This window comes from Streptomyces sp. NPDC002265 (genome assembly GCF_040296125.1).
GTDB lineage: Bacteria > Actinomycetota > Actinomycetes > Streptomycetales > Streptomycetaceae > Streptomyces.
In genome coordinates, this window is the sequence record NZ_JBEOWS010000001.1 from 46,491 (window position 1) to 62,433 (window position 15,943).

Sequence of the window (15,943 nt, forward strand, 5' to 3'; positions counted from 1 at the left end):
TCCGCCCGGACCCGCCCCACCTCACAGTGCGGATACGCAGGTGAAACGCACTCCGAAACCTTGGTATTGTTGTCCATGTCGCCGCGGGGAACACGCCCCGCAAGGCGGCAGACACCTTGTCCGGGTGGCGGAATGGCAGACGCGCTAGCTTGAGGTGCTAGTGCCCTTTATCGGGCGTGGGGGTTCAAGTCCCCCCTCGGACACTCTTGGGACGTTCACGAGATCGTCTCCGATGCGTTCACGAATTACCGGTCGAGTCATGTGACTCGAGCGGTAATTCGTCGTTTCTGGGGCCTCGAGCCTCGTGATCGGCTCAATGAGGGGGTGAGACGGTGGCGGTCCAAGTGCTGCGCCCCTCGCCTGCGGAAACAGGACATGCCTGCGCGACGGCTGGTAGCCGTGGCGCCGGCATATGGGGTTTTCAGGGGGCGGAGCGCGGCGGAGGTGTGTCATTCGCGTGCCGGAGGTTCGACCTCCTCGGTCGGAAGCGGCCGCGCCCGGGGCGTGTCGCAGGGCTCACCGGGTTGGGTCGCGGCGCCCTGCGTACCGGCTGTGCGAGGCTGGATGCCCTGGTCGCGAGGAACCGTCGGATGGCTCTGAGGTTCGCCACGAAGATGACGACGGCAGTGAGCAGGGTCTGTGCGACGCGTCCGTGCGGCAGGCGGAGCTGGGGATCGTCGATGCTGTCGAGGGCGGACTTCTTGAGGTTGCCGTTGCCGCCCTCGTTCTGACTGTGCAGTCCGGACCGGGCTTCCTGCCGCAGAGGGGTGAACAGGGGTATTTCTGCCGCCACTTGGCCACCGGCCCCGGCTGATCGGCAGGGAAGAGGTCCGCTTCACATCAGTGGCCGGTTCTGAGGACCTCATCGACGCGCTGCTCTGTGCGTGGACGGCCGCGCTGTGGTCCCGGCACGGACTGGCGCGCTGTCAAGTACTCGGAGCGGACAGCTCCCCGCCCCGGGACAGGTTCCCACCATCATCGCGCTCGCCCGCCCTGAGCAGCGGCGCGACCGTGGGACGAGGTGATTCAAGGGAGCTCAAGCGCTCGACGGGCCGTGACCGGTGGCGTCGCGGCGCAGATCGCTTTCCTTCCCCGTCACGTGTCGAGTGTGAACAAGCGACTGACCAACTCCGGGCAGGGAAGGCCCGCTTCGGCGAGAATCTTCCTGAGAGCCTCCGGCGGGCCCTTCTGCAGCGGGGTCGGAGAACCGACGCGGCCGGGTACCGCGGAAAGGTCGCCGCCGCTGAACCGTGATTCCGGTGTGGCAGGGGGCGTACCTGGTAGGTGAACCAGACGCGTGCCGGGGGATTCAGCAGGACCAGGTAGGGGTCCGCCCATGCCAGGAAGGCCCAGCGGTTCTTGCTGCGGGCCCTTACGAGCACGCCGTCGCTGTGGTGCCGTCCGAGTCGTTCGGCGGCCTTGGCCACGACCGGAAGCGGATTGCCGAAGGCGCCAGTGATCTTCCAGAGGCCGTCCTCGCACGTGACCGACCATCCTGCCGCGGTGAGCCCCTCGATCACCTCCGCGTAGGGGTCGTCCTCCTGTGCCAGAGTGACGAGTCTGTCCACCTCGCTCCAGGGCGCGACGCGGGCGAGCGCCCGCTCCGGCGGGATCATCAGGTCCTCCGCCTCGGCGGGCTCGGCACGCGCGATCGTCGCCTTGCTGCCGTGCCAGGCGCGGGCGGCCAGTACGTCCTGTTCGCCGCCGCCGGTGAAAGTGGCGTCCTGGGCAAGCAGTGTCATCACCACGGCCGCCACCGCGTCCAGCCGTCGCCGGGTCTCCGGCGGAGCATCGTGGTCCGCCTCGCTCGGCGGGTCTTCGGAACCGAGTGCTTCGAGGAGGCGGCTGAGTCAGTCGCGCCAGCTCTGGTCCTGCTCGTCCCAGACTCCGGCGGCCAGGAGCTGGACGTACAGGTTGGCCACGAGCAACCGCACCGGAACCGGTGCTGCGGCTGAACCGTCAGGGCTCGCGAGTGCCCCGACCCAGCGCATGGCCCAGGCGCGACAACGGGCACGCTGCTCTGGCGCGACGTACGGGGCGGGCGGCTCGCTCGTGGTGGGAAGGTCCGCCTTCGCCGTCTCGTCCTCGTGCTCGTCGTCCTCCTCCCGCAGGCCAAGGGTGACCGCCGACACGATCCACCGCGACGAGGGTGCCTGCGGCAGGTCGAGCGGCGAGGTACCGAACGCCGGATTCGTCATCGGCGCACCGATCATCCGGCGGCAGTCGGCGAGGTAGGCGTCCCAGCGGTCGACGCCGCTCGATGTCACTGAGCCGGCTGTCGCGACTCCCGCCGGGCCCACCCGAGGAGCGGACGTTCCGGCGGTGAGCTCGCGCAGGCGCAGCAGGTCGGTTTCGAAACGGCGTGCGGCACGCTCGTCGGCGAACAGGGTCTGCACCGTGTAGTCGTATCTCAGCCGGGGACCGTTGTCGGCACTGTGGCGCCGTGCGCAATGTACGGGGGTGCAGACGAAGACGACAGCGGATTCGGCGGTGGTGCCGTCAGGACGGGCGCACGTGGCGCGAACCGCCGCCCCAGGAACCTCCGGCAGTGGGAAGGAACAGGCCGGCGACCCCGCCGGAACGGTTCCGGCCCGGGTTCAGGAACCAGATGAACCGTAGGGAGACGTACTGATCACCACGGGCAGGGTGGGGGTACGCCAGAGAGACGTGCAGGCCTTCGCTGTCCGTGTTCGCGCCCAGCAGAACGAGCGTGTGACCGCTGAACTCGAAGGGCCGGACGGCGCGGCCCGTCAGGGTCGCGAGTGAGGTGACGCGCCCCTGTTCGGGAAGCAGCGGTGCGGTGTCGGCGGCGAGTACGGCGAGCTCGCAGTTGCCACCGTCCCGGGTGCTGGTGCACAGCGCGGCGCGGGTGAGGTTCGGGCTCCCGGTGAGAGCGTATCGGCGGCCGCCGGCCTGCCATTCGACAAACTTGCCGTGCCGCATCCGAGTCTCCTCGAGAAAACGGATCTGCGCGTCGAAGCCGCCGAGTGCTCTCTTGATCGCTCCGGCGTCGTAGCTGGACCAGCGAGGCTGGAGCCCGAGGACGGTGCGGCGGGGTGTCAGACGGCCGACCAGCCCGCTGAGGGCCCCGGGTTCCGGTGCGGCGGGGGCGTTGACATGCCGTTCGGCCAGAAGAGCGGCCAGTTCCGTCAGATGACTCGCCGACCAGGGGGCCAGTTCCACGGCGGAGGGCAGTGCGTGCAACCAGTCGGCGAGGTCGGCCAGGAGGGCGTGGGAGTCGTCGTCCTCGGTCTCCACCACCGTCCACAGTTCGTCGTTGGCACCCCAGCCGGACAGCGTCGGGTTCCCCGAACCCACTGCGAGCCGGCAGGCGTGTTCTCCGATCAGGAGGACGACCTTGGGATGGAACGCCCGTCGGCAGGAGGCCAGGCCGTGCAGATAGCTGCGGCCGGCCAAGCGCACGTCGACCGGGTCGTACAGCACTCGGGCCGCGTCCCCGGTCACCGCGGTGCGGGCGCCCAGACCACGGGTGACGGGTACGGCCACCTTCTCCAGAAAGGGAAGATCCACTGTGAAACCCAGGAAGAGCGCTTCGCGCAGCGCCTGCTGATCGCTGCGTTCGCTCCACTCCCTCAGCAGCGTGACGGGGGATGCGAACCGTGTGTGCTGTGCCGCGCTCATGGGTTTGTCTCCAGGATTCGCCGTCCCTCCGCGGTGACGGTGTGGCAGCTGTCGCGGACGGCGAAGAGCCCCAGCTGCTCTGCCAGGGAGCCCAGTTGGGGGATGCGGGTGCCGATGTCGGAGTCTCCTTCGTCACCGGTCTTGAAATAGCGCTCGTTGCGGAGGTGCAGACGGGAGACGATCTTCAGCCCGCCGGTCGCGGGGTCGGTGCGCAGCTTCGCGAGGGCGACTCTGCGGGACTGGGCGAGCATGTCGTCCACCAGCCGGGCGGCCAGGTCGCGGACCGGCCGGTCGGCGTAGTCGTCGATGAGGCCGTCGACCCACGTCGGGTCGAGGAACTCGGCCCAGCGCCGCTGACGGCCCAGGAAGACGGCCCGAACGCCGCCGGGCAGATGACCCTCTCGGGACCGCAGCGCACCCTGAAGGAGTGATCGGGCATGGATTCTCCGGCGCACGTTGCCGGTGCGGGCCGCGAGGCACAGGCAGAGTCTCTGTACGGGGGTGGTACGACGGACTACGCGGAGTGAGGACTTCCGTGTCTTTGGCCCGGTGACTCATCCGCAGGCGCGACAGCCCGACCAACGATCGTTCCGGGGTGATCGCCGGCCGGGCCGGAGTGCCCGTTCGAGCGCGCGCACCCTCCTCGTGGAGGCGAGCGTGTCCTCAGGCGCGGACGATCGCCAGCACCTCGTCGCGCAGCCGGGCCACGGTGTCCGCACTCAGGGCCTCCACGTTGAGCCGCAGCAGTGGCTCAGTGTTGGAGGGCCGCAGATTGAACCACCAGTCGGCGGCGCTGATCGTCAGTCCGTCGAGTTCGTCGGCGACCGCTCCGTCCCGGCCGGCGAAGGTCTCACGGACCATGGCGAGCGCGCGTCGCTGGTCGCGGACGACGCTGTTGATCTCGCCGGACGCCGCGTATCGCTGGTACTGACCGACCAGCGCGGACAGCGGTCTGCGCCGGCCGCCGAGAGCGGCGATCACATGCAGGGCCGCCAGCATGCCGGAGTCGGCGAACCAGAAGTCGCGGAAGTAGTAGTGCGCCGAGTGCTCGCCGCCGAACACCGCGTCGGTACGCGCCATTTCGGCCTTGATGAAGGAGTGTCCAACGCGGGTACGGACCGGGGTGCCCCCATGCTCGCGCACCACGTCGGGCACGGCGCGCGAGGTGATCAGGTTGTGGATGACCGTGCTTCCCGGGTGGTCGGTCAGCAGGCGGGCCGCGATCAGGGCGGTGACGGCGGACGGCGAGACGGCTTCGCCCCGCTCGTCGACGACGAAACAGCGGTCCGCGTCACCGTCGAAGGCCAGGCCCAGATCGGCCCCGGTCTCCCGCACCCTGCGCCGCAGATCGACGATGTTCTTCGGGTCCAGCGGGTTGGCCTCGTGGTTGGGGAAGGTGCCGTCCAGCTCGAAGTACATCGGGACGACCTCGACAGGAAGGTCACGGAAGACCGCGCGGGTGGTGAGACCGCCCATGCCGTTGCCCGCGTCCACCACGATCTTCAGCGGGCGGATGGCGGAGAGGTCCACCAGTCCCAGGAGATGGGCGGCATAGTCCCCGAGCATGTCCCGCTGGGTGAGGGAACCCGGCGCGCGCTCGGTCGCGGGCAGCCCCCCACCGGCGGACCAACGCTCCGCGAGTGCGCGGATCTCCCGTAGCCCGGTGTCCTGGCCGACCGGTGCCGCGCCCGCTCGGCACATCTTGATGCCGTTGTACCGGGCGGGGTTGTGGCTGGCGGTGAACATCGCGCCGGGACGCCGCAGTCTGCCGCTGGCGAAATACAGCCCGTCGGTGGAGCACAGGCCGATCTCGGTCACGTCGGCGCCGCGCTCGGCCGCGCCCTCCGCGAAGGCGCGTGCCAGCCCCGGGGAGCTGGGGCGCATGTCGTGCCCGGTCACGATCGCGTCCGCGCCGGTCGTCTCGACGAAGGCGGCGCCGAACAGCCGGGCGAGGTCCTCGTCGAGCTGATCGGGAACGGTGCCACGGATGTCGTAGGCCTTCACCAGGCCGGAGAGGTCAACGCTGGGCCTGTCATTCACTGTCGTACTCCTTGAGGGTCATCCATACGGCCGTGTCCTGCGGGATGCTGCGGCCGTCGAGCGGTGCGCTGGACAGCAGCACGTCGGCGTCGTCGTCCAGTGGGAGCGGCTGCGCGCCGAAGTTGACCACGCACCGCAGGCCGGACCCGCGTTCGAAGCCGAACCATTCGCCGCTGTCGGGACCGTCCAGTTTCAGTGCCGCGTCCGAGGCCGGGTGGTCGCGCCGCAGCCGCAGCGCCCTTCGGTACAGCGTCAGCATGGAGCCCCCGTCCTCCTCCTGCGCCATGGCGGACAGCCCGGCCCAGTCGGTGGGTTGGGGGAACCAGCAGTCTTCCGGGGCGGCGGTGCTGAAGCCGTACGGGGCGGCGTCGCCCTCCCAGGGCAGTGGCACCCGGCATCCGTCCCGGCCGCGGTCCTGGTGTCCGGAGCGCTCCCACAGCGGGTCGCGCAGCCGGTCGTCGGCGAGCTCGACCTGCGGAAGGCCGAGTTCCTCGCCCTGGTAGACGTAGGCCGCGCCGGGCAGCGCGAGCATCAGCAACGCCGCGGCCCGGGCCCGGCGCTCACCGGCCTGGCCGCCGCCGTAGCGGGTGACCGGCCGGACCGCGTCATGACTGGAGAGCACCCAGGTGACCGGGGCGCCCACCGCCTGCATGCCGGCCACGGACTGCTCGACCACGTCCCGCATCGCCGCCCCGTCCCAACGTGACTCCAGGAAAGCGAAGTTGAAGGTCTGCTGCATCTCGCCGGGGCTGACGTAGCGGGCCAGCCGCTCACGGTCGAAGATGCCGGCCTCGGCCACCATCACCCGTTCGCCCGGGGGCACCGCGCCGGCGGGCGCGGGGTGGCTGTCCAGCAGCGCACGCCACTTGCGAAACAGGGGGTGCAGTTCCTCCTGGTCGTAGTAGGGCATCAGGTGGTTGCGGTGGACGTCCTGGTGCTGGCCCGCGCCGGCGTCGGGCAGACCCTGCGCCTTGAACAGGGTGTGGGCGACATCGACGCGGAAGCCGTCGACGCCGCGGTCCAGCCAGTGCTTGAGGATCCGCTCGAAGTCGGCGACGACCTCGTGGTCGCGCCAGTTCAGATCCGGCTGCTGCGGGGCGTGCAGGTGCAGGTACCACTCGCCGGGGCTGCCGTCCGACTCCCGCACCCTGGCCCAGGCAGTGCCGCCGAACGCGGACTGCCAGTCGTTGGGGGGCAGCTCGCCGTTCTCGCCGCGGCCCGGCCGGAAGATGTAGCGCTCCCTCGCCCGTGAGCCGGGCCTGGCGGCGACCGCCTCACGGAACCAGGGGTGCTGATCGGAGGTGTGGTTGGGGACCAGGTCCACCAGGACCTTGACGCCCAGGGCATGGGCCCGCTGCACCAGGGCATCGAAGTCGGCCTGCGTTCCGAGGTCGGGCGCCACCGCGGTGTGGTCGATGATGTCGTAGCCGCCGTCGGCCAGCGCCGAGGGGTAGAACGGGGTGATCCACACCGCGTCGACGCCCAGTTCCCGCAGATGCTCCAGTCGCGCCGTGGCACCGGGCAGGTCCCCGATGCCGTCCCCGTCATTGTCGGCGAAGGAGCGGGGGTAGATCTCGTAGCAGACGGTGTCCCGCCACCATGGGACGGCGCTGTCCGGTTCGCCGGAACCGTCCGTCCCGTGCCCGGCGACGGCTGGGCTCGGGACGCTGCTGACGTCGTCCGGAGTTCCGGACATGGTCATCCTTCTCCTGTGGTCGAGGGCGACGGGATGGTGACGGGCAGCCTGCGACCGATCTCCGCCGACCGGGTCGCCGCCTCCGCCACCGCAACGGCGGCCAGTCCGGCGGAGGCATCGGCCACCGGGGTGCCGCCGTGCGCCGCGACATGCAGGAGGTCGGACATGGCCGCCCGCACGCTCTCGGCGTAGACGTACTGCTTGCGCGCCTCGCCGCCCAGATCGATCACGCAGTCGACCCGGTGCGGGGCGACGCGCCTGACCCCGCGGCCGGAGGCCGGACGGTCCGAGCCGGCACCGCGGGTCACCGACACCGTGATCCGCTCCTGCCCGCGCGGGCGCAGGCCGGGGACCGCGAGGAGCTCACCGGCCCGTTCGGGCAACCGCTCCCAGCGGGCGGCGCCCGCCTCGTCGGTCCACGCGGTGAGGGTCGCGCAGGTGGGGATCCAGCCGGTGACGCGGGCTTCGGCGAAGCCGTAGTCCAGGCGCATCAATTGCCGCTCGGCGCGGTGGGCGTGGGTGAAGGAGTGGGTGTGGGTCGCCACGGCTCCGCCGGGATGGGTGGCGGTGGCCACCACGATGTCCACGGGGCCGCCGGGTCGCCGCACCGCGGTGCCCTGGACCTCGACCGGGTCGCTGCCCATCAGGGCGCTCGCGGCGTCGAAGAAGTGCACGCCGTGCTCGATGTGGATGCCGCCGCTGTGCGCCGGGTCCCAGAACCAGTGGTCCGGGCCGAGATCCTCGTCGGAGGCGTCGTTCTCGAAGGCGAACCGCCGCAGCGGGTCCAGCAGCCCTTCCGCGCCGAGCCGCTGGAGCAGCCGCAGGATCGGGTTGTAGCGCAGCACATGGTCGACGACGAACACGCCGGGCGCACGGTCCGACTCCTTCGCGACGCGCGCGGCGTCCTCGAGGGTGACGGCGATCGGCTTCTCGCAGAAGACGTGCTTGCCCGCGCGCAGCGCGGTCACGGCCGCATCCGCGTGGGCGGCCGGCGGGGTGGCCAGGACCACCACGTCGACGCCCGGGAGCGCCACCGCCTCCTCGACGGTCGTGCAGACCGCCGCGCCGTGCCGTTCGGCAAGGGCGTGGGCGCGGTCACGGTCGGGGTCGGCGCACGCGACGACCCGCAGTCCGGGGATGTCGCGCACCGCGTCCAGCACGTAGGCGCCGAAGCCGCCGCAGCCGATCAGGGCCAGCCCGAATTCCGCGTCGGGTATGGCGATCATTCAGCCCGGTCCAGGCGGGCCACGCCGATGTGCGCGTCGGCCATGCCGTAGAAGACGTAGCGCACGCCGTCGACCTCCTCGATGGCGGTCGGGAAGACGACGTTCGGCACGGTGCCGGAGCGCTCTTCCTCAGTCTCCGGGGCCATGAGCGGCTCGGCGGTGCGGGCGAGGACCTTGGCCGGGTCGGCGGGGTCGAGGATCATCGCACCGGCCGCGTAGTGGACCGTCTGTACCTGGGCGAAGGGGTCCTCGATGGTGCCGGAGACACCGTGGTGGATGAGCAGCCAGCCCTCTTCGACGCGGATCGGGGCCGGGCCGGCGCCGATCTTGAGCTCCTCCCAGGGGTGCTCGGAGAGCGCGACCAGGCGGTGGTGGCGCGGCCGGGTCAGGGCGCGGAGGTCCTGCTTGACCTCGTCGACGGGGACGTAGGAGATCCAGATGCCGGGGCGCTCGTCGGTCACGCCGGCGGGCAGGTGCACGCCCTCGCCGGGGCGGAACCAGCCCAGGTCCCACATCGGGCGGTGCAGCATGGCGAAGTACATCTCGCCGCCCGGGCCCGGCACGGGCTCGGGGAAGTGCACGACGTCCTTGTTGGGGAAGAGGTTGAGGTCGGTGTCCAGGTCGGGCTGGTACTCGAACTGGATCGGGCCGAGACGCTCCCAGTTCACCAGGTCCTCGGAGACGGCGAGGGCCGGCTTGGGGCCGAGCGGGCCGTAGGCCACGTAGGACATCACGTGCCGGCCCAGGTCCTCGACCCAGGTGGTGCGGGGGTCTTCCACGCCGGCGTTGTTCTTGCCGCGCTCCCAGCCCGCGTCGGGGGCGAGGACGACGCCGCGGCGTTCGACGCCGGTGGGCACGCCGTTCTCGACCGTCACCTCGGCGAGCCCGACGCGGGAGACGTTGCCCTCCGCGACCAGGCGTGGCAGCAGGTGGAGCCTGCCGTCGGGGGTGCGGCCGGAGGCGGGGTTGAGTACACCCTCGACCTCGTTGGCCTCGCCGGGAAGCGGGGACATGACGACGCCTACCCGGGTGAGGCGGTAGGGGATGGGGGTGGTGGTGCTGTGGTTCACAGGGGTTCAGCCCTTCGTGGCGGAATCGATGTCGGTGGAGGTGAAGCGGCGCTGGAAGGCGATGTAGAGCGCCACCGCGGGTGCTGCCAGCACGCACGCCCCGGCGAGGATGGCGCCGAACGGGTTGGCGGCGGCCGAGGAGACGGTGCTGATGTAGTTGGCCAGGGAGACGGCCAGCGGCTGCATGTCCTGCCGCTTGGTGACCAGGAACGGCCAGAGGAACTCGTTCCAGGGCCCGGTGAAGCTGAGCAGCACCACCGAGACGAGGGCGGGCCTGCACAGTGGCACCGCGATGCGGAACAGGATCTGCAGCTCCGAGGCCCCGTCCATGCGGGCCGCCTCGAACATGGCCGGCGGCAGCTGCAGGAAGAACTGGCGGAAGATGAACACGGCGCTGGTGTTGATCGCGAACGGCAGGATCATGCCCACATACGAGTCGGCCAGACCGTAGTTGCGGACGATCAGCACATACAGCGGGATCATCAGGAGTTGGAACGGGACGACCTGGACCAGCAGCACCAGGGCGAAGGTGGAGCTGCGGCCCCGGAACTGCAGACGCGCCAGCGCGTATCCGGCGAGGAGTCCGAAGACCGTGGTGCAGATGATGACACCACCGGTGAAGATCCCGGAATTGATGAGCGAACGCCCGAGCGAGATCGCCGAGTTGATCGCGGCGTAGTTGTGCAGGCTCAGATTCCCCGGATTCGGAAACGCGCCGGCCGGGCTGGAGTCGGGCTCTTTCTGCAAGGAGCCGATGATCATGTAGTAGAAGGGGAAGAGGAAGGCGAACGCCCCGATGAGCAGCGCGATCCTCGACCAGACCGACCTCGACGCCGGTCCCGTGGCGTGAGACGTGCGTCGGTGCTTCGGCTCGGACGAGGCTGTGACGTGGGTGTTCATCTCAGTCCCTCTCCAAGAAGCGGCGGTAGACGAGTGATATGGCGGTGATCAGCACGACGAGGATCACGCCGATGGCGGCGGCCTGATCGGGGTGCCCCTGCTGCAGACCTCGCTGGTACATCAGCAGCACGGGTGAGGTCGTCGCGCCGTCGGGTCCGCCACCGCTGGTGAGCAGGTAGGGCTCGGTGAACAGGTTGGCTCCCGTGACGGTGGCCAGGATCAGGACCAGGAGCGTGGCGGGTCGCACCGCGGGAATCGTGATCGACCGGAACACTCGGAGCTTTCCCGCTCCGTCGATGGCCGCCGACTCGTACAGCTCCTGAGGCACGTTCTGCAGCGCCGACAGATACAGCACCACGAAGAAGCCCAGCTGCTTCCAGGCCACGAAGACCGCGACGGTCGGCATTGCCAGATGCGAGTTCACCAGCCACGAGGGATCCGGTGCGAGCGGCCCGAGGGCCTGGTTCACCAGGCCGTCGGAGTTGAACAGGAAGATCCACACGCCCACGACCGCGACACTGGCCGTGACGTAGGGGATGTAGTACGCCGTCCGGAAGAAGGAGCGGTACCGCAGCTTCTGGTTGAGCGCGCTGGCGAGAACCAACGAGGCGACCACCGTCAGCGGCACGTTGATGACGAGGAAGACGGCGATGTTGAGGAACGACCGCCACACGTCGGGATCGGTGAGGACCGCGGTGTAGTTGTCCAGCCCCACGAAGGGCCGGTCGACCTTTACACCGGGGGCGGTGAAGAAGTACTGGTGGAAGGACATCCACACGGCGAAGCCGAGCGGATACACGAAGATCGCGGCCAGGTAGAGCAGGTACGGCGAGACGAAGAGCATGCCGATGGGCTGGTGTCCGCCGAGCCGCAGCCGCCAGAGCTGTCTCCGCGCCGTTGTGCTCCTCCCGGCCCCGCGCTTGCCGCGCGCGGGGCCGCGGGTGTCAGAGTGCGTAGAGGACATGGCCGCGGATCACTGGCCCTCGGCCAGCTTGTCGACCTTGCCGGCGGCGCTCTTCAGGGTGGCGGAGAGGTCGCCCTTGCCGAAGATGACGGCCTTGGTGTAGGCGTCACGGAAGGTCTGCCAGATCTCGACCGAGTTCGGCACGTTCGGCGCTTCGATGGTGTGCTCGGCCTGCTGCGCGAAGGCCTCGTAGTCCTTGTGGGACGCGAAGTAGGACGGGTAGGCGGACGTCAGGTCCGTACGCATCGGCATCTGGCCGGTCGCCTCCAGGAGCTTGCCGTCCTGCTCCTTGCCGGTGGCGAACTTCATGACGTCCCAGGCGGTCGCCCGGTTCTTGCAGGAGGTGTACATGCCGATGGACTTCTCGTCGCTGAAGGTGCCCTTGCCGGCGGTACCGTCGGCGGTCGGCACCGGTACGGCGCCCCACTTGACCTTGTCGCCGTAGACGGAGACCGCCCAGGGACCGACGGTGGCCATCGCGGCCTTGCCCTCGGCGAAGGAGTCGCCGTTGAAACTCTCCTTGGGAGCCAGGCCCTCGGCGTACATGGTCTTCCAGAGTTCGGCGGCGTTGACGCCCTCGGGCGAGGCGAACTGGGCCTTGCCGCTCTCGACGAGCTGCTTACCGGTCTGCGCGGCGAACAGCGGGTAGAAGTCGAACCAGGACTGGTAGAACTCGGACGTCGGCGCGGGCCAGATGGCAGCCTTGGCCACCCCGCTCTTGACCAGCTTGCGCGAGGTGTTCAGGAAGTCCTGGTAGCTCGCCAGCTTGGGGTGTTCCGCGTCCAGCCCGGCCTTCTTGAAGAGTTCCTTGTTGTAGAAGATCATCACCGGGTTGCTCTTCCACGGCATCTGGTAGTACTTGCCGTCCGGGGACGCGTACTGGCTGAGCCGGTCGCCGACACGGGACTGCAGGTACTGCTTTCCGTCGGGGAAGTCGTCCAGCGCGACCAGGCCACCCTGCTTCTGGAAGCCGGGCACGGCCGCCGGAGCGGTGTTGAGGACCAGGCACGGCGCGTTACCGGCGGTGATCGCCGCGCCGATGACCTCTTCGGAGCTCTTGCCGGCGGGAATCTCCTGCGCGGTCACCTTCTCCTTGGGGTGGGTGGCGTTCCAGTCCGCCACCATGCTCTTGCCCCACGCGACTTCCTGCGCGTTGTTGGAGTACCAGACCGTGATGGGACCACGGGCGTCGTTGCTGGCGCTACCGGAGCCCGATCCGCCGCCGCTGCCGCACGCGGACAGCGTCAGGGCGGCCACCGGCAGCATGACGAGGAGGGCCTTCTTCATTGGAGGTACCGTTCCTTACTGGGTGAAATCGGTCGGCGGATACGACGTCGCTGAGCTGTCGCGGGCCGCCTTCCTGGAGAAGAGGGAAAGAGAGTCTTGGGACCGCCGCCACCGGCGGTCAGCGACCCCCGCGGACGGGGGCGGGGCCGGTCGAGCCGCGTATCACCAGCGTGGCCGGGGCCAGTTCGACGTCAGCTGTGGTGCCTTGCTCGATGATCTCCACCAGCGCCTGGGCGGCGGCCCGGCCCCAGGAGGCCGGGTTGGCGCGGCAGGTCGTCAGTGGAGGGCTGGTCCAGGACGCCAAGGGGACATCGTCGAAGCCGACCACCGAGAGGTCCTCGGGCAGCCGCAGGCCCGCTTCCTGGGCGACCGCCATACCGGCCGTGGCCGACAAGTCGTTGCCGTACACGATGGCGGTGGGAGGGCTGCTTCGGGCCAGCAGCGCCCGGGTCGCCTGTGCCCCTCCCTCGGCGGTGAACCCTCCGGGCAGTGACGTCCCGGAGGGCAGGCCCGCCTCGGAGAGCGCGTCTGCCCATGCCTGGCGGCGGCGTCGTGCGTGCACGAAGTCCTCGGGCCCGGCCACATGGGCGATGTCGCGATGGCCCAGCTCGATCAGGTGGCGCACGGCGCTGCGGACGGCGGGACGGTCGTCCAGGTTCACCGTCGGCAGGTCGGTGTCCGCTTCGACCGCGCCCACGGCGACTGCGGGCAGACCGAGCTCCGTGACCAGTGCAGGCCGTGGATCGTCCTGGCGGAGGTCGGTGAGGAAGACGCCGTCGACCCTCCGGTCGGCCGCGAGCCTGCGGTAGGTCTCCACTTCGTCGCCGGGGCGGCTCATCTGCAGCATCAGACCGTCGCCGGTCTCGGAGATCACTGCCTCGATGCCCGCCATGAACGCCGGGTAGAACGGATCGGTGCCGATCAGTTCGGGTTCGCGGGTGAGGACGAGGCCAACGGCACGGGCTCGGCCCGTGGACAGTGCCCGCGCGCTGCGGCTCGGGGTCCACCCCAGTTCCTCGGCCGCCGACCGGACGCGCTGCTGAGTGGCGAGCGCCACACCGGGGCGATTGTTGAGGACGAAGGAAACCGTCGCGCGAGACACCCCGGCCAACTGCGCCACATCCGCGATCGTAGGACGACGGGCCATGTGCGAACTCCAGTCTCTGCCACTCGGGAGCACTTACGACTTCTGCCGGGTTCGCCTCCGCCGCCCGGATGCCTCGCGGCCGCGCCTGGACGGCGCTGTCCCAAGGACCGGGAACAGGTGTGAGCCAGGTCTCAGTGCCAGGGGTGGCGAAGAGACAGCCGGGGACTTGAACCGGTTTAAATGACGGTTCGTAGCTTCGACTCCATTCCCCGTTCAAGTCAAGCGCCAGGGATTATTGTCTCTTTTGGTGTGTATGGTACGAAACTGTGTGATACTGTCGACTCCGGTCACCGACGGCCGCCGATACCCAGGACGCCTCCCTCGGCGCCGCGCCCATTTGGGCGCCGGTGCCTCGCCGCTGTCGTGCGAACCGCCACCCGTCCGGGCATCCGAAATCGCACGGACCTCACGCCAAAAGGCTCACCGCCTCCGAATGGCATGGGAAAGGCGGCAGGCCAGTGAAAGGCGGAGGGTGATCGGGCCGTATTCCGCAGGAGGGGACGCGGCGGTGGGAGCAGTGACGGGTAATGCAACTCGCTTTCGACGCTAGTGAATTGCGGAATCTTGGAACCGCTGGATCGGCCGGCGTCGCCGACCTGCCCGCCGCGGCCTGGAGGCGGGGTCGGATGGTGTTTGTGACGCAAGGCGCGCTGCACGCCTTTCAAGCCGTTTCGCCCGGTAGAATCTGGGCGAAACGGACGCCGCCGCACCCGCTTTGCTGTCACCGTCGCCGCCGGCTTTTCCACCACCACCGCTGCCAGTACCGCCGCGACGGAGCAGCACCCCACTCCCACGATCGCCGCCGCCCCAAGGGGCGGATGCGTCGCCCGTATGCCGACCACTCTCGACCTGCGACCGACCGAATCGCGCAGTCGGCGGACATGATTCTGCAGGTAATTCCGCCCGAGGCCGGCATCCGCGACCTGGGCGTCCGCCCTGACCCGGAGTCCGGAGCGTCCTCGCGACGCCCTTCACGGGGGAAGCGGAGCAACTCCGCCGCAAGCTTCGGTTCGTCGTCGACCGCCCACCTGCGGCACGCGTCTCAGTCCGTTGATCACGGTGCGGAGACGTGGCGGGGCGCCGTGCGTGCGGCCGGGGCGTGCACGCAGGCCGGTTTGCTGTGACAGGTGGTGACGGCCCGGGAGTTCTTGAAGCAGTTGACCGTCCGTTCGAGACCTGTCACGGAGATCAACGCAATACTGCGTATCCGATCTGTGCCGTACACCGAATACACGCGCTCAGTGCGGTCACTGCCATGCTGTCCGGCCTTTTCCCCGGCCGGCAATCCCGGCACGGTCACCGCGTCATCTTCCGCTGCGACTGAGGCGAGACGGGTTTCCGCGCCTGTCCGGACGGCAGCCCGGAAGGCATCACGCCGCCACCAGAGCGCTGGGGCCGCCGCGAACAAGGGTCAACACGTCTCCACTCACCGGCCGGTGCTGTCGGCGTCGTCCGGGGCGGCGCGGTCCGCCGATCCGGACGGCGATCCCAACTGGACGGCCAGGATGCCATCCGGTTCTGGACACATGCTGGTGTGGAGGCTGCCACCGACCCCTCCGGCTGCCGAGCCATGTCGCCGTGGCGTGTGCCGGGTTGAAGAGGTTCGGGCTCCAAGCCGGCTGCTGACACCAGCAAGGACTTCGCCGGGACCTTGCCGTGCTGCGGGCCGAGCCCGACGTGTTCGGCCGGGTGGCGATCACGCCACCACCACCCAACTCGCCCTGGCCCGACTGCCCGAACACCTGCGGCGGGGAGGCCGGACGCGGGTCCGCACCGACTCCGCCGGCGGCACTCACGCCTTCCTCGGCTGGCTGTCGAGACCAGGCCGGTGGCTGTCGTGTTCCGTCGGCATGACCATCACCGACGCCGTCCACCAGGCAGTGCTGAAGATCCCGAAGAGGGTGTGGACGCCGGACGCCGGACGCAGGACGCCTTCGGCGCCGTGTGCCGGGCAGAACCGACGGGCGCACT

13 protein-coding genes, 1 tRNA gene and 1 pseudogene are annotated in these 15,943 nt (G+C 69.7%); 2 read left to right on the plus strand and 13 right to left on the minus strand.

Features of this window, described 5'->3' with window-relative positions; translation table 11 throughout:
- The first annotated feature begins 118 nt into the window (after window positions 1-118).
- A tRNA-Leu gene (locus tag ABT085_RS00170) sits at window positions 119-203 on the plus strand.
- A 723-nt stretch (window positions 204-926) separates the two neighbouring features.
- On the opposite strand, the gene ABT085_RS00175 is transcribed toward ABT085_RS00170, so the two are convergent.
- The 13 genes from ABT085_RS00175 to ABT085_RS00235 all read right to left on the minus strand — a co-directional run bounded on the left by ABT085_RS00175 (window position 927) and on the right by ABT085_RS00235 (window position 15,155).
- Complete coding sequence (locus ABT085_RS00175) at window positions 927-1,757, minus strand: hypothetical protein (RefSeq protein WP_351599844.1); 831 nt, start codon at window positions 1,755-1,757, stop codon at window positions 927-929.
- A gap of 93 nt (window positions 1,758-1,850) precedes the next feature.
- Window positions 1,851-2,396 (minus strand): hypothetical protein, encoded by a 546-nt coding sequence (locus tag ABT085_RS00180; RefSeq protein ID WP_351599846.1) that lies wholly within the window; start codon window positions 2,394-2,396, stop codon window positions 1,851-1,853.
- Between the two features lie 103 nt (window positions 2,397-2,499).
- Window positions 2,500-3,642: a phospholipase D-like domain-containing protein gene (locus tag ABT085_RS00185; protein ID WP_351599848.1), complete on the minus strand. Its 1,143-nt coding sequence runs from the start codon at window positions 3,640-3,642 to the stop codon at window positions 2,500-2,502.
- Entirely contained in the window at window positions 3,639-4,097 is a 459-nt protein-coding gene (locus ABT085_RS00190) for a hypothetical protein (protein WP_351599852.1), read from the minus strand. The genes ABT085_RS00185 and ABT085_RS00190 overlap by 4 nt, the downstream gene beginning before the upstream one ends.
- A 208-nt stretch (window positions 4,098-4,305) precedes the next feature.
- Window positions 4,306-5,682 carry a phosphomannomutase/phosphoglucomutase gene (locus ABT085_RS00195; RefSeq protein WP_351599854.1) on the minus strand — a complete coding sequence of 459 codons (1,377 nt, stop codon included), beginning with the start codon at window positions 5,680-5,682 and terminating at the stop codon, window positions 4,306-4,308.
- The gene (locus tag ABT085_RS00200) at window positions 5,675-7,384 is read right to left on the minus strand and encodes a glycoside hydrolase family 13 protein (protein ID WP_502982570.1); all 1,710 of its coding nucleotides are present in this window, start codon (window positions 7,382-7,384) and stop codon (window positions 5,675-5,677) included. Before ABT085_RS00200 ends, ABT085_RS00195 begins: the two co-directional genes overlap by 8 nt.
- A complete protein-coding gene (locus tag ABT085_RS00205) occupies window positions 7,381-8,604 on the minus strand; it encodes a Gfo/Idh/MocA family protein (protein WP_351599858.1) in 1,224 nt (407 codons plus the stop codon). Before ABT085_RS00205 ends, ABT085_RS00200 begins: the two co-directional genes overlap by 4 nt.
- Window positions 8,601-9,617, minus strand: a complete 1,017-nt coding sequence (locus ABT085_RS00210; RefSeq protein ID WP_351599935.1) for a glycoside hydrolase family 130 protein — start codon at window positions 9,615-9,617, stop codon at window positions 8,601-8,603. The genes ABT085_RS00205 and ABT085_RS00210 overlap by 4 nt, the downstream gene beginning before the upstream one ends.
- Before the next feature lie 63 nt (window positions 9,618-9,680).
- On the minus strand, window positions 9,681-10,574 hold the full coding sequence (locus ABT085_RS00215) for a carbohydrate ABC transporter permease (protein WP_351599860.1): 894 nt from the start codon (window positions 10,572-10,574) through the stop codon (window positions 9,681-9,683).
- 1 nt (window position 10,575) lies between these two features.
- Window positions 10,576-11,538: a carbohydrate ABC transporter permease gene (locus ABT085_RS00220; protein ID WP_351599862.1), complete on the minus strand. Its 963-nt coding sequence runs from the start codon at window positions 11,536-11,538 to the stop codon at window positions 10,576-10,578.
- 9 nt (window positions 11,539-11,547) lie between these two features.
- Window positions 11,548-12,825 (minus strand): extracellular solute-binding protein, encoded by a 1,278-nt coding sequence (locus tag ABT085_RS00225; RefSeq protein WP_351599864.1) that lies wholly within the window; start codon window positions 12,823-12,825, stop codon window positions 11,548-11,550.
- A 118-nt stretch (window positions 12,826-12,943) separates the two neighbouring features.
- A complete protein-coding gene (locus tag ABT085_RS00230) occupies window positions 12,944-13,972 on the minus strand; it encodes a LacI family DNA-binding transcriptional regulator (protein ID WP_351599866.1) in 1,029 nt (342 codons plus the stop codon).
- A gap of 1,054 nt (window positions 13,973-15,026) precedes the next feature.
- Window positions 15,027-15,155 carry a hypothetical protein gene (locus ABT085_RS00235; RefSeq protein ID WP_351599868.1) on the minus strand — a complete coding sequence of 43 codons (129 nt, stop codon included), beginning with the start codon at window positions 15,153-15,155 and terminating at the stop codon, window positions 15,027-15,029.
- Between the two features lie 487 nt (window positions 15,156-15,642).
- Here ABT085_RS00235 and ABT085_RS00240 point away from each other — a divergent pair.
- Window positions 15,643-15,882, plus strand: a pseudogene (locus ABT085_RS00240) (IS1380 family transposase); the annotation flags it as partial.
- Between the last annotated feature and the right edge of the window lie 61 nt (window positions 15,883-15,943).